Annotated in this window: 13 protein-coding genes; 10 read left to right on the top strand and 3 right to left on the bottom strand. The window is 61.5% G+C overall.

Annotation, left to right across the window (positions count from 1 at the left end; translation table 11 throughout):
* Window positions 1-264: 264 nt before the first annotated feature.
* Window positions 265-1338 carry an ROK family protein gene (locus J7U39_RS29525; protein ID WP_210633518.1) on the bottom strand — a complete coding sequence of 358 codons (1074 nt, stop codon included), beginning with the start codon at window positions 1336-1338 and terminating at the stop codon, window positions 265-267.
* 123 nt (window positions 1339-1461) lie between these two features.
* Here J7U39_RS29525 and otsB point away from each other — a divergent pair, with 123 nt between their 5' ends.
* From otsB to J7U39_RS29490, 7 genes are all read left to right on the top strand, one after another.
* Window positions 1462-2241, top strand: coding sequence for a trehalose-phosphatase (otsB, locus tag J7U39_RS29520; RefSeq protein WP_210633517.1), 780 nt, complete (start codon window positions 1462-1464; stop codon window positions 2239-2241).
* A gap of 199 nt (window positions 2242-2440) precedes the next feature.
* Entirely contained in the window at window positions 2441-3325 is an 885-nt protein-coding gene (locus tag J7U39_RS29515) for an AraC family transcriptional regulator (protein ID WP_210633516.1), read from the top strand.
* Window positions 3326-3529: 204 nt separating this feature from the next.
* A complete protein-coding gene (locus J7U39_RS29510) occupies window positions 3530-4603 on the top strand; it encodes a sugar ABC transporter substrate-binding protein (protein WP_210633515.1) in 1074 nt (357 codons plus the stop codon).
* A 65-nt stretch (window positions 4604-4668) separates the two neighbouring features.
* Entirely contained in the window at window positions 4669-5487 is an 819-nt protein-coding gene (locus tag J7U39_RS29505; RefSeq protein WP_210633514.1) for an ATP-binding cassette domain-containing protein, read from the top strand.
* On the top strand, window positions 5484-6743 hold the full coding sequence (locus J7U39_RS29500) for a sugar ABC transporter permease (RefSeq protein ID WP_210633513.1): 1260 nt from the start codon (window positions 5484-5486) through the stop codon (window positions 6741-6743). The genes J7U39_RS29505 and J7U39_RS29500 overlap by 4 nt, the downstream gene beginning before the upstream one ends.
* Before the next feature lie 25 nt (window positions 6744-6768).
* Complete coding sequence (locus tag J7U39_RS29495) at window positions 6769-7497, top strand: SDR family oxidoreductase (protein ID WP_210633512.1); 729 nt, start codon at window positions 6769-6771, stop codon at window positions 7495-7497.
* 41 nt (window positions 7498-7538) lie between these two features.
* Entirely contained in the window at window positions 7539-8303 is a 765-nt protein-coding gene (locus J7U39_RS29490) for an SDR family NAD(P)-dependent oxidoreductase (protein WP_210633511.1), read from the top strand.
* A 67-nt stretch (window positions 8304-8370) separates the two neighbouring features.
* Here J7U39_RS29490 and J7U39_RS29485 read toward each other — a convergent pair whose 3' ends face one another.
* Entirely contained in the window at window positions 8371-9639 is a 1269-nt protein-coding gene (locus J7U39_RS29485; RefSeq protein ID WP_210633510.1) for a D-tagatose-bisphosphate aldolase, class II, non-catalytic subunit, read from the bottom strand.
* Window positions 9640-9642: 3 nt separating this feature from the next.
* On the bottom strand, window positions 9643-10626 hold the full coding sequence (locus J7U39_RS29480; RefSeq protein ID WP_210633509.1) for a sugar kinase: 984 nt from the start codon (window positions 10624-10626) through the stop codon (window positions 9643-9645).
* A gap of 273 nt (window positions 10627-10899) precedes the next feature.
* On the opposite strand from J7U39_RS29480, the gene J7U39_RS29475 reads away from it, so the two are divergent.
* The 3 genes from J7U39_RS29475 (at window position 10900) to J7U39_RS29465 (ending at window position 13853) form a co-directional block, all read left to right on the top strand.
* Window positions 10900-11670: an L-iditol 2-dehydrogenase gene (locus J7U39_RS29475; RefSeq protein WP_210633508.1), complete on the top strand. Its 771-nt coding sequence runs from the start codon at window positions 10900-10902 to the stop codon at window positions 11668-11670.
* Window positions 11671-11706: 36 nt separating this feature from the next.
* Window positions 11707-12717, top strand: coding sequence for a zinc-dependent alcohol dehydrogenase family protein (locus J7U39_RS29470; RefSeq protein WP_210633507.1), 1011 nt, complete (start codon window positions 11707-11709; stop codon window positions 12715-12717).
* A gap of 125 nt (window positions 12718-12842) precedes the next feature.
* Window positions 12843-13853 (top strand): LacI family DNA-binding transcriptional regulator, encoded by a 1011-nt coding sequence (locus tag J7U39_RS29465; protein WP_210633546.1) that lies wholly within the window; start codon window positions 12843-12845, stop codon window positions 13851-13853.
* Window positions 13854-13858 lie beyond the last annotated feature (5 nt).

The raw sequence follows: 13858 nt of genomic DNA, 5'->3' as shown, positions 1-13858 counted from the left end.
AAACGCTCGCGCTATGCGAATCATGTCTGGAGAGGTATGATCGAAATCGTTAACGGTCCCGTATCGACCTACCCCTCCGGAAACCTGCACTTGCCTAGCGGAACCTATGGGCGAATTTGCTTCCGTCTACGGAATTCCTCGTTGTTTACCTGTTATTTACCATAAGGTGACGCAGCGCCGGCCGACTCTATATTGCGGTCCGCGCGGAGGAGGACGACCTGCTCTGCCGGCCGCTTTCCCGTTCTTGGTCGGGCTATCGCGCTTTCATCCCTCGCGATTGGTGAAATGGGCATTGCCCAACCCTGTGCCGATGGTCAGTACCGCCCATGTCGATACGTCATCGATGAAAGGGATCTGCGACAGGCCCTGCACGACGGCGTCATTGTGCATCATCACGAATGTGCTGTGATCGCCGATTGCGGGGATGGCCTTCATCAGTGCGGCGGGAAGGTTGAAGCTGTCGCTTTCCCAATTGCCGCCCGGCAGGTTCTGTCCGCCGCGTTCGATCGAGCCGTCTGCCTTGATGATACCGGGACAGCCGATCCCGATGATCGGGGCCGGCTTCAGATTGGCCTTTTCTGCCTTATCGATCAGTTCCTGCAACATCGCCGCCAGCCTTTCTACCGTCGCACTGCGGCTCGGCTCGTCGTCGGCGTGACGCCAGATCGTTGATTCCCAGACACTCGCATCGGCGAAGTGCGGTTTTTTTTCCTTTCCGAACTCGACGACTCCGGCACGGACGTTTGTGCCGCCGATATCGACGGCCAGCATCGCCTCATAGCCTTTGAACATCCAGGAAGGCATGAGGTGGACGGAGCCGATCAGCCCAGCCTCGTCGGGATGGTGGACGATCGGGACGACCTCGATATTGATGCCGGCCGCCTTGAGCAGAACCATGGTCCTGGCGATCGTCAGTTCCCCGAAGCGGCTCTGTCTGAAGCCGCCGCCGACGACGATGCGCTCGGTCTTGGACCAGCGCTCGTCCTTGAGGAATTTTTTGATGACCTCGGCAAAGTCCTGCGCGAAGTCCTCCACCGCCCCCATGACCAGTGCGGCGGCCTCCATGTCGTCCCCTTTCAGCAGAGACTCGATTTTTTTCTTGGAAAGCTTGGCTGTCGAAACCTTCCCGATCGGGTCATCTCCGAACTTGCGGACATGTTTTCTCCAATTGTCGAGCTTCTGCTGGAAAGTCTTCTTGTTGGCGTTGTCGCCAACAAAGCCGTTCTTGTCACGCAGTTCATTGTTGTAGTCGTCGATCGTCACCAGCGGCAAAACAGTCGCGCCATGCGCCAACGGCGCGATGACCTCCTCGCTATTCTTGGAATTGCTTTTGGCCATCGATTTACCTTTGCGGCGCGAGTGCTTGAACGGGCGGCGAGATTAAACGCTGACCCGCCTTTGGATGTTCCCGTGCCGCCGACGTCATCTTGTCCTTGCCGGCGGGCGACCTAGCTTCACTGATTGCAAAGTTTGGAGAATGCCGTGCAGAACGACACCGCTACCCAGGAAATGCTTTCAATGGTGCTGGAGGAACCTGATCATTGGGCGATGTTCCTCGACATCGACGGAACACTGCTCAATCTTGCACCGACACCGGATGCGATTGAGGTCCCAGAGGACCTGCCCGGACACCTTCATCGCCTTTCCAACAAGCTCGGCGGCGCCTTGGCGCTGGTCACCGGGCGCTCGCTTGCTTATGCAGACGAGCTGTTCAAGCCCTTTGCATTTCCAACCGCAGGCCTGCATGGCGCCGAGATCAGGAGCGCCGCCGGAATGCATACGGTCGAGGCGACCCCCGAGTTCCAGGCACTGAAACATGCATTGACCGCCGAAGCCGAACATTATCCGGGAGTTCTGATAGAGGATAAGGGTGCCGCCGTTGCCGCGCACTACCGGCTGGCGCCCGAATATGAGAAAGTGCTCGAGGAGCGCATGCATCACTATGCGGAGCTGGCCGGACCGAACTGGGCGTTGCAGCTCGGTAAAAGGGTGTTCGAGTTGCGACCGGCACGGTCGAGCAAGGGCGATGCGCTGGAGCGCTTTTTTCAGTCAGATCCTTTCAAGAACCGCTGCCCCATTACTATCGGCGATGATTTGACCGACGAGTCGATGTTTGCGATCGCCAATGCGCGCGGCGGCGTCTCCGTGCGTGTCGGGGCCATCGGCGCCCCAAGCTGCGCCACGAGCCGGCTGTCTTCGGCTGCGCTGGTCAGGAATGTCATTGCCGCCCTGGCCGCCTGAGATGAATTTCAGACGGTCTCAAGGGCAGATTCCCGTCGTCTTTGCGCCGCCTGCGTTGCGTCAATCATCAAAAAAGTATCGGTTTTGGCCGGGAATCGTGGTGGCGGGCATGAAGCGAGCCCACTACACTCGTCATAATAATAAAGCCAAAAGGGAATTTGGCAGGCGGACGTAGAACCGCCCCTCGGAGGAGGAAACGATGGAACCTGACTTGGAAGTCGTTCAGATCAGACCGGGCGAATCCTTCGCAACGAAGGCGCATGGCTATCCCTATCACACCGTTCGCTGGCATTTTCATCCGGAATATGAACTGCATCTCGTCGTGGCGACCACAGGACGCTATTTCGTCGGCGATTTCATCGGCGAGTTCGAACCGGGCAATCTGGTGCTGGCCGGCCCCAATCTTCCTCACAACTGGATCAGCGACGTCCCGAAGGGATCGAGCATTCCGCTTCGATGCCAGCTAATCCAGTTCAGTGAGAATTTCATCAGCGACACGATGAAGGTGCTGCCCGAGCTCAATCCCTTCGAGCCGGTCCTCGAAGCGTCCCGCCGGGGCGTGCTCTTCGGCACTGAGACCAGCCGGCAGGCGGCGCCTCTGATGAACGAGGTGCAGCAGGCCCAGGGCGTACGCCGTATCGAGCTCTTCATGATGATCGTCGGGCTGCTCAGCCGGGCGCAGGATGCCCAGCTTCTCGCAAGCCCCAGCTATCTGCCCGACCCCTCGGGCTATATGTCGGCCGGCATCAATAAGGCGCTCGCCTATATCAGAGAAAATCTGACGAAATCCTTCGACGAAACCGATCTCGCTGAAATTGCCGGACAGTCCACAGGCGCCTTCTCACGCGCTTTCCGCCGCCATACCGGCATGTCGCTCGTGCAATATGTGAAACGCCTGCGCATCAATCTCGCCTGCCAGATCCTGATGAGCGACGAGCATGCGTCGATCACCGACATCTGCTTCGAGGTCGGCTTCAACAATCTGTCCAACTTCAACCGCCAGTTTCTCGCGGAAAAAGGCATGACGCCATCCCGCTTCCGGCGATTGTTGGGTGACAATATCAACGTGGCGAAGGCGGCATAAGGTCCGCCGAAGACGGCAATAGGGGAGGACAAGGAGGAGGAGCGAAAACTGACGCAGGCTTGAACGTGAGCGCGCGAGGAGCCGCTCGCGAAAGGAGACGCTTGTCCTCAGAAACAGCCGGGACAGGCACAGCCGCTCATTCAGCCGAACGGCACAGCAGAACACTGCAATCATGCACTACACGATTTTTTCCAATGGGAGGAGATGGAAATGACGAAATTTTCGACAAGAGCGGTAGGCGCCGCGGCACTTATGCTGTCCTTGCTCGGCGGGAGTTCCGCCTTTGCACAAAGCGCGGTGGCGGATGCAACCGTCGCGTTCCTTATGCCCGACCAGGGCTCGACCCGTTATGAAGAGCACGACCATCCGGGCTTCGTCGCCGAAATGAAGAAGCTTTGTGCGTCCTGCAAGGTCATCTATCAGAATGCCGATGCCGATATCGCCAAACAGCAGCAACAGTTCAATTCGGCGATCACCCAGGGCGCCAAGGTCATCGTGCTGGATCCGGTGGATTCGGCGGCGGCAGCCTCTCTCGTTCAACTCGCCCAGAGTCAGGGCGTCAAGGTCATCGCCTATGACCGCCCGATCCCGAAGGGCAAGGCCGATTTCTACGTCTCCTTCGACAATAAGGCGATCGGCAAGGCGATCGCGGAGTCGCTGGTCCAGCATCTGAAGGCCAAGAACGTGCCGACTGACGGCGGCGGCATTCTGCAGATCAACGGCTCGCCGACCGATGCCGCTGCCGGGCTGATCAAGGACGGCATTCATGAGGGTCTGGCGAGCGGCGGATACAAGACGCTTGCCGAATTCGATACGCCGAACTGGCAGCCGGCGAACGCCCAGCAATGGGCCGCCGGACAGATCACGCGTTTCGGAAAGCAGATCGTCGGCGTCGTCGCCGCCAATGACGGCACCGGCGGTGGTGCCATCGCAGCCTTCAAGGCAGCCGGTGTCGATCCGGTGCCGCCGGTGACCGGCAATGACGCGACGATCGCCGCGCTGCAGCTCATCATATCCGGGGATCAGTACAACACGATCTCCAAGCCGAGCGAAATCGTCGCCGCTGCCGCTGCCGATGTCGCCGTGAAGCTGTTGGCAGGTGAGACAATCAAGGCCGAGATGACGCTCTACGACACGCCCGCCCAGCTTTTCGTGCCGGCCGTCGTCACTGCCGAAAACCTGAAGGCCGAGATCATCGACAAGAAGATCAACACCGCCGAAGAACTCTGCACCGGCCGTTACGCAGACGGCTGCAAGAAGCTCGGCATCACCAAATAATCCAAAGGGAAGCGCGACCGCCATCGGTCGCGCTTCCGATTTCGCTTTTTCCGAAAGACCAGGCGATGTCTGAAACCTCTTATCAATTTGAGTCCCGCCAGCCCGTCCTCAGCCTGCGTGGAATTTCGAAGAATTTCGGAGCGGTGTCGGCGCTGACCGATATCGAACTCGATGTGCATGCCGGTGAAGTCGTGGCGCTGGTGGGCGACAATGGCGCCGGCAAATCGACGCTGGTCAAGATCCTGGCCGGCGTGCACCAGCCAACCTCGGGCACCATCCTGTTCGAGGGTCAACAGGCAGATTTATCGAGCCCCAGCGCTGCGCTCAATCTGGGCATTGCGACCGTGTTCCAGGATTTGGCGCTGTGCGAAAATCTCGACGTCGTCGCCAACATCTTTCTCGGAAAGGAGCTCAATCCCTTCCAGCTCGACGAGGTCGCGATGGAGATCCGCGCCTGGAAGCTTCTGAACGAACTTTCCGCGCGGATCCCGAGCGTGCGTGAGCCCGTCGCTTCGCTTTCCGGGGGCCAGCGTCAAACAGTAGCGATCGCCCGGTCGCTGTTGCTCGAACCGAAACTGATCATGCTCGACGAACCCACCGCCGCACTCGGCGTTGCCCAGACCGCCGAGGTACTGGATCTGATCGAACGCGTGCGTGAACGCGGCCTCGGCGTCATCATGATCAGCCATAACATGGAGGATGTGCGGGCCGTCGCCGACCGTATCGTCGTCCTTCGGCTCGGCCGCAACAACGGCACCTTCATGCCCGACGCATCCAACGAAGAGCTCGTCAGCGCGATTACCGGCGCATCCAACAATTCCGTCTCCCGCCGCGCCATGCGCCGCAAGGCACAGAGCCAAGAGAATGAGGAGGGAAGGCCATGATGAAGACCATTCAGAACGAACCGGCATCACCCGCGCTTCTCGACCGGCGCGACGAAAGAGTGCGCCATGACGACAGCCTTGCCGGGTCGGTCCGCGCCTTCTGGGACCGCATCCGCTCGGGCGACCTCGGCTCGCTGCCTGTCATCGTCGGCCTGGCGATCATCTGGACGGTCTTCCAGGCGCTCAATCCGGTGTTTCTCTCCAGCGCCAACCTCGTGAACATGCTATTCGACTGCTCGACGGTCGGCGTCATCTCGCTCGGTATCGTCTGCATCCTGATGGTCGGCGAGATCGATCTCTCCGTCGGTTCGGTCAGCGGCTTCGCCTCGGCGCTCACCGGCGTCTTCTGGGTCAATCAGGGCTGGCCGGTGGTCGCGGCGGTGCTCGCCGCGATGATCGTCGGCGCTCTGATCGGCTCGCTCTACGCGTTCCTGTTCAACCGCTTCGGGATGCCGAGCTTCGTCTCCACGCTGTCCGGACTGCTCGCGGTTCTCGGCCTGCAGCTGTATATGCTCGGAGCAACCGGTTCGATCAATCTTCCCTATGGGTCGTGGCTGGTGAACTTCGGCCAGATCATGGTCATGCCCGACCCGGTCGCCTATCTGCTGGTGGCGGTTGCGGGCTTTGGCTTCTTCTTCGCGAGCTACCGCACGGCGGCGCGCCGACGGGCGGCCGGCTTGTCCTCGAAATCGGTTGGCGGACTGCTTCTGCGTGCCGTCATCATCACCGTCGCTCTGGAAGCGGTCGCCTTCTATCTCAACCAGTCCCGCGGCATTCCATGGATGTTTGGCCTGTTCGTCGGCCTGGTCGCAGCGATGAACTATGCGCTGACCCGCACGAAGTGGGGCCGCTCCATGCATGCCGTCGGCGGCAACAGGGAGGCGGCCCGCCGATCGGGCATCAACGTATCACGCATCTATGCGAGCGCCTTCGTCATGTGCGCTCTGCTGGCCGCGACCGGCGGCGTGCTGTCGGCAGCGCGACTGGCGACGGCCAGCCAGCAGGCGGGCACCGGCGACGTCAATCTCAACGCCATCGCTGCGGCGGTCATCGGCGGCACCAGCCTGTTCGGCGGACGCGGCAGTGCCTATTCGGCCCTTCTCGGCATCATCGTCATCCAGTCGATCGCCAGCGGTCTGACGCTCCTCGATCTGTCGTCATCGCTTCGTTACATGATCACGGGGGCCGTTCTTGCCGTCGCCGTCATCGTCGACTCACTGGCACGCCGCTCGCGCATTTCACACGGCCGGGCCTAGATCAACAGGAAAGCAGAGGAAGAAAATGGGACAGGATCTGTCTGGAAAAGTCGCGGCCGTCACTGGGGCGGCGTCGGGTATCGGCCTGGAGTGCGCCAGGACCGTGCTTGCATCAGGCGCCCGCGTCGTGCTGATCGACCGCAACGAAGAGGCGTTGAGGGATGTCTGCTCGAAACTCGGCGAAAAGGCAATTCCCCTGGTCGTCGATCTCTTGGATCCAAAAAGCGTGGCGCAGATGATGCCCGCTATTCTGGAGGAAGCGGGCCAGTTGGACATTTTCCATGCCAATGCCGGCTCCTATATCGGCGGTGAAGTGCTTGACGGCGATCCCGACGCCTGGGATCGCATGCTCAACCTGAACATCAACGCCGCATTTCGCTCGGTGCATGCCGTCCTGCCGCATATGGTCGGACGCAAGACCGGCGATATCATCCTGACGAGTTCGGTCGCCGGGATGATCCCGGTGGTCTGGGAGCCGATCTATACGGCTTCCAAACACGCGGTCCAGGCCTTCGTCCACACCCTCCGGCGCCAGGTTGCCAAGCATGGTTTGCGGGTCGGCGCCGTCGCGCCAGGGCCTGTCGTGACCGCTCTTCTGAGCGATTGGCCGCAGGAGAAGCTCGACGAGGCGCTCGCCGCCGGTGGTCTGATGGAGCCGAAAGAAGTGGCCGAAGCGGTGCTCTTCATGCTGACGCGCCCACGCAACGTCACGATCCGCGACCTCGTCATTCTGCCGCAGAGCACCGACATCTGAGCAGATGCGCCAGCCCCCATAGCCACAGAAAGGAAACGGCCATGATCTTCGACAGATTTCGCCTGAACGGACAGGTGGCGCTTGTGACCGGCGGCACGCGCGGCATCGGCCTGGCGATCGCCGAGGCACTCGGCGAGGCGGGCGCCAAAGTCTTCATCAGCGGGAGAACCCGCAGCGCGGCGGCGGAAGACCGGCTGGCCAAGGCCGGCGTCGATCGCGATTTCGTCGTCGCCGACATGATGACAGACCATGCTGCCGATAGGCTCATTGCCGAGATACTCTCACGGGCGGGTCGGCTCGATATCCTCGTCAACAATGCCGGCATCGCCATTCATGGCGACAGTGGGGAATTCTCCGATGCCATCTGGCGCGAGATCATGACTGTCAATGTCGACGCCGTTTTTCGCGCCTGCCGCGCAGCACTTGCACCGATGCGGCGCCAGGGCGGCGGCGTCATCCTCAATATCGGCTCGATCTCCGGCATCGTGTCCAACATTCCGCAGAATCAGGTCGCTTATAACGCCTCCAAAGCGGCAGTCCATATGATGACGAAGAGCCTGGCAAGCGAAGTCGCCGCCGAGAACATCCGCGTCAATGCCATTGCTCCCGGCTATATCGAGACCGATATGTCGCGCGGCGGCATCGCCAATCCGGATTGGTTCCCGACCTGGCGCAGCATGACGCCAATGGGCCGTGTCGGGCAGCCGGAGGAGGTGGCGGGTGCAGCCTTGTTCCTCTGCTCGGCCGCCGCAAGCTATGTCACCGGCGAAGTGCTGGTCATCGATGGTGGCTATACGACGCGGTAAGCGTCGGAGAGGGAAGGGCGGATTCGCGGCCCGGCAGCCAGGCGTCCTCCTTTTTGCTCGGAAAAGTTCAGGGCATCGTGCCGCAAGCGCTCTGGTAATCGGCCAGCACACTGTCGACTGCGGTAATCAACATGGTCTCGGGATCGCCGGCTTCGGCCGCCGAAATCTGCGGCAGATACTGATGCAGTAGCGTCTCCGGGATCGTCTTTCCGCGCAGCACGCTGAGCAGATTCTCGAACGCCCGGTCGGCCTCCGGCTTGTTCCAGTAATAGCGGATACGATCGCTGTAGCTGTAGTGCCGCTGCAGACGCAAAGCCGTCTCGTCGCCGTGATAATGGGCCTGCCAGTCGCCCGGTGCCGACAGCATCAGCGCGTCCATCGCGGCCATAAGCGGTCTATCGCCATAACCGGCAACCATCTCTGAGGCGATCATATCGAGCGCATAGGCGGCCTCACGCAACGCAAAGGTCAGGCCCGGGCCGACCTTCAGGATCGGAAAGCCGTCCTTTACCAGCCGCGTCAGCGCATCGCGCGTCTGATAATCCGTGGAATGCGCTTCAAAGACAAATTGCGGTTCCTCGTCGAGAAGGGCGGTCAATTCAGTCGCGAGCTCGGGTCTGTAGCCGATCACGTTCTCGCTGCCGAATTCGACGCCCGGCTGGACGACGAAGGCGATGACGCGGGAAAAGGCGTCTTCCAATCCCGCGCGCGAAAAGATCTCGCGATGAATGGCGATCGTTGCGCGGGCGGCCTCCGGCGCGGTCGGCCGAAGTTCTTCCAGCGCATGGTCGGCGCCGCCCGGCACCGGAACTTCGGTGCCGAGAATATAAAGCGGCAGCGGCGCGCCGACCGCCTTCGCCGTCCTTTCGCTCACCTGCGCCAATCGTGCGGCGCGCTCGGCGATCGTCCGGTCGTCGAGTGCGGCCGGCTCGCCGGCGCAGCCCATCGAGGCATCGAGATGGATCTTGCTGAATCCCGCTCGGACGTAGGCTTCGATCATGGCCTCGGCCTTCGCGAGCGCTGCTTCCGGCCTCTCCTTGCGCCATGGATTGGGACCGAGGTGATCGCCCCCGAAGATCATCTGCGGACGGTCGAGCCCTTCCTCGGTAGCGATGCGCTCGGCAAAGCGGATGAAGTCTTCCGGTGTCATCCCGGTATAGCCGCCGAGATGGTTGACCTGATTGCAGGTCGCCTCGATCAGGACCGGCATACCATCGCGCACCGCCCGTCGGATGGCGGCCCTGAGTACGACGGGATGGGCGGAACAGACAGAGGTGATGCCGAAGGGTCTGCCTTCACGCCGGGCGGCGGCAAGACGGATCAACATCCGGTCCATCGTCTATCTCCTCGGGGTTTCGGCGATAAAAGCCGTGAGTTCGGCAAGGGTCGAGACGCCTTCCATCGGGCCGAGCCGGGTCACGTTGCGAGCACCGGCCGCGTTGGCATGGAGAAGGGCGGCCCCGGGGGCCATGCCTTTGCGGCGGCAGGTGAGATAGGTTGCGCCGAAGCAGTCGCCCGCACCGGTCGGATCGATCTCGTCGACAGCGAAGGCGGCGCAATCAACGCGCGCGAGGTCGTGGGTGAAGAAGGATGCACCTTGCTCGCCCCGCTTCAGGACGATTTCGCCGATACCCCGCTCCAGCAGCCTTGCGACAGCCGAGGCCTCGTCGGTTATTCCAGCGGCGGTGAAAAGCTCGTCGCCTGATGGCAGTAATAGGTCAGCCGCTGCAAGCACCTTGTCGAAGCTTTTCAGCGCGTCGCCATCCGTCAGCAGTTCCTTACGGAGATTGGGGTCGAGGGAAACCGACCCGCCGCGAGCGCGCACCGTCTCAATGGCGTAAAGAACCACCTCTCGGGCACCGGGGATGGAAAGAGCCGTTCCCATGACATGCACATGGCCGGCCCGCTGAACGAGCGTCTCGGCGGCCGGCGTCAGGGCGATCTGACCGGCGGCGGATCTGGCGATGTTGAAGACGAAATCGCGGGCGCCGTCCTGCCGGTAGCGGACGAAAGCGCTGCCCGTCGGCCAGTCGGCGCTGATGGCAATAGCGGAGACGTCGACGCCGTCCCGCCGCAGACGCTCGACATTCAGCCGCCCGAAATCGTCATTGCCGACGCTGGCGATGATGCCGGCGGCACCGTCCAAACGCGCAACCTGATCAATGAAAATGGCCGGCGCGCCGCTTGGATAGGGCCCCGTCAGGGATTGCGGCTCCAGGAAGCCGGCACCGACGGTGGTCGCCATGATCTCCACCAGAATTTCGCCGATCGTGATCGTCGGCCCGAGCGTCTCTGGCGCAACTGTCCTGGGACGTGAGGGCATCCGCAATCTCCTTCACTCCGCGGATCAATGCCGCGTCTTTGTACGCGCCATTCGGCCTATCGCGCCCTACCACAGCAGTCAAGAAATACTTGCCTCGCGACAACAATTATATTGCGTCGCAGAAACTAAATCAGGGCCTGTCATATAAAGCAAAATGACAGTTGGTGCCGCATTTGGACTTGAAATCTCTTGAACACGGTTGACAGCAGACATGGACAAGCGGATACAAAGTTTACGCATGATAATATCATGCGTGCCTCAATGGAGATGGAAATGCGCCTGAAAGACAAAATCGCCCTGATTACCGGCGGGGCCCGCGGTATCGGACTGGGCTTCGCCGAAGCCTTCGTCAAGGAGGGTGCCAAAGTCATCATCGCCGATATCGACATTGATCGGGCGACGAGATCCGCCGCGGCGATCGGCCCTGCAACCAAGGCGATGCAGCTTGACGTTACAGACCTCAATGCGATCGAGACCCTCGTCGAGACGATCGATGCGGAGTTCGACGGCATCGACATCCTGATCAACAACGCCGCCATCTTCGACATGGCGCCCGTGAACGAGATCAGTGAGGAAAGTTATGACCGTGTCTTCTCCGTCAATCTGAAGGGACCGCTCTTCATGATGAAGGCCGTCTCGAACGTCATGATCAAGCGGGGCAGGGGCGGCAAGATCATCAACATGGCGAGCCAGGCCGGCCGTCGCGGCGAGGCGCTCGTGCTTCTTTACTGCGCTTCTAAGGCCGCCATCATCTCGGCGACGCAGTCGGCAGCACTTGCGCTGGTGAAATACGGCATCAACGTCAATGCCATTGCACCCGGCGTCGTTGACGGCGAGCATTGGGATATCGTCGATGCCCATTTCGCCAAGTGGGAGGGCCTGAAGCCCGGCGAGAAGAAGGCCGCCGTTGCCAAATCAGTTCCGATCGGCCGTTTCGCGACACCTGACGACATCAAAGGCCTGGCCGTCTTCCTGGCTTCCGCCGACAGCGATTACATTCTTGCCCAGACCTACAATGTCGATGGCGGCAACTGGATGAGTTGATCGCTCTACCCGCCACCCAAGCCAGGGGCCAGAGGAATGGAAGCCATCTGCTATACCGAAAAGGGCGTCGCGGTCACCAAGGCGCTGCCGTTGCCGGAACTGAGGCCCGGCCATGCGCTGGTGCGCGTGCGCGCGGCCGGCCTTTGCCATACCGATATCGACGTCCTGCACGGTCGTTACGGCGCGGGCCGCTTCCCGCTGGTTCCCTGCCATGAATATGCCGGCGTGGTCGAGGCCGTCGCGGGCGATGTCTGCGGCCTTGCCGTCGGCGCCCGCGTCGTCGTCGATCCCAATCTTCCTTGCGGAGAGTGCCCGGCCTGCCGCAAGGGGCTGACCAATCTCTGCCGTGACCTGAAGGCCTACGGCGTGACGGAGAACGGCGGTTTCGCCGAATACAGCCTGGTCAGGACCGATCACCTCTATGAGATCGGCGATCTCGATTTCAACCTCGCCGCACTCGCCGAGCCGCTCGCCTGCGTCTTGAACGGCCTTAACAGCGCCGGCCTGCGGGCGGGGCCGACAGGAACGGAAACGGCTCTGGTCTTCGGCGCCGGACCGATCGGGCTGCTGCTCGCGCTTTCCCTGAAGGCCGAGGACGTCTCGTCGGTGACGGTCGCCGATATCAACGAGGGACGTCTCGCCTTTGCCGAAAAGCTGGGGCTGGGGATAGCCGTCTCGGGTTCCCAGGCGCTCGCGGACCGCCGCCGGGCCTTCGATTTCGTCGCCGACGCGACCGGGATCGCCCGAGTCGTCGAAGGCATGATCGATTTTACCGCCGATGGCGGCACGATCCTCGTCTTCGGCGTCTGTGCGCCCGACCAGCGCGTTTCCATCGCCCCCTTCGAGATCTTCCGCCGCCAGATCCGTTTTGCCGGGTCCCATTCGCTGAACCGCAACATTTCCGAGGCGCTTGCCATCCTCAAACGGGACGAGGGCGCGATGGCTGCGCTGGTTTCCCATCGCCTGCCGCTCGGCGAGGTGTTGCCTTTCATCACCAGGAAGTCCGTCGATCCGGCAACGATGAAGGTACACTTCTCCATCGATTAATCTTGAACTATCGCCGTCGTCACGGCGGCTCGAGGGACCCGCTTTTCGTTCGGCGATGAGTCATCTAGAAAGCCGTCAGAAACGCCATGTCAGGAGATCAGGTGGTGGCAAAGACGATCAAAACCATGGAGGACTTTTCGGAGTTCGTCGGCCTGTCGCGTCCCACCGTCTCCAAATATTTCAGCGACCCGATGTCTGTGCGCCAGAAGACCCGGGAAACGATCGAACAGGCCCTGAAGAAATCGGGGTTCCGGCCCAATATGTTTGCCGTCAATCTCAACCGGCGGCGCAGCAACATTCTCGGCGTCATCATTCCCAATTCCACCGATCCCTTTTACATGGCGCTCACCCGCCGCATCGAGATGATCGCCAACGAGACGGGCTTCCTCGCCTTCGTCCTGTCGTCGGACGGCAAGGCCGAGATGGAGGATCGGGCAATCAAGACGCTGAAATCGATGAATGTCGCCGGCGCGATCATCGCGCCGCTCGGCGTCGAATCCCACCATGCGACGCTCGACGAACTCGGCCGCAGCGTGCCCCTCATCTATGTGGACTCGCCGCTCGACGAGACGTCCTCTTTCGTCGGCACTAACAATCGCCAGAGTTTCAGCCTCATCGTCGACTATCTCTGCCGCTCGGGCGAGCCGCCCTGTTATTTCGGCATGCCGCATGTCAACACCAACGCCCTGACGCGCCAGACGGCGTACCTGGAGGCGATGGAGCAGTTCCGCATGGCGCCCAGCATTGTCGAGCTTGCCGACAGCAAGAGCTGGGACTTCGAGCGCTTCGGCTTCGAGGAGGCGACCCGCATCCTGACGTCGGGCCAGGGCTTCCCGACGCGCACCGTGCTTTGCGCCAACGACCGCGTCGCCTTCGGCGTTATCGCCGCCGCTTACCAGCTGGGCGTCAAGGTCGGCCACGGCGTCAACCATGACCTGCGTGTCGCCGGACACGACGACCATCCACTGTCCCGATACGCCTGCCCCCCGATCACAACGGTCGCGCAGAACTATAGCGAGATCGGCCGGCTGGCGATCGAACTGCTGCTCGACAGGCTCGGCGAGGGGGAGGGGCCTGCCGCACCGGCGGGCCGCATTCTTCTCAATGCCGAACTGATGCTGCGGGCTTCAGCCTGATGGCC

The sequence above is a fragment of the Rhizobium sp. NLR16a genome (genome assembly GCF_017948245.1).
GTDB lineage: Bacteria > Pseudomonadota > Alphaproteobacteria > Rhizobiales > Rhizobiaceae > Rhizobium.
The sequence above is the reverse complement of the archived record's forward strand: the minus strand, read 5'-3'. Positions and strand labels throughout refer to the sequence as shown.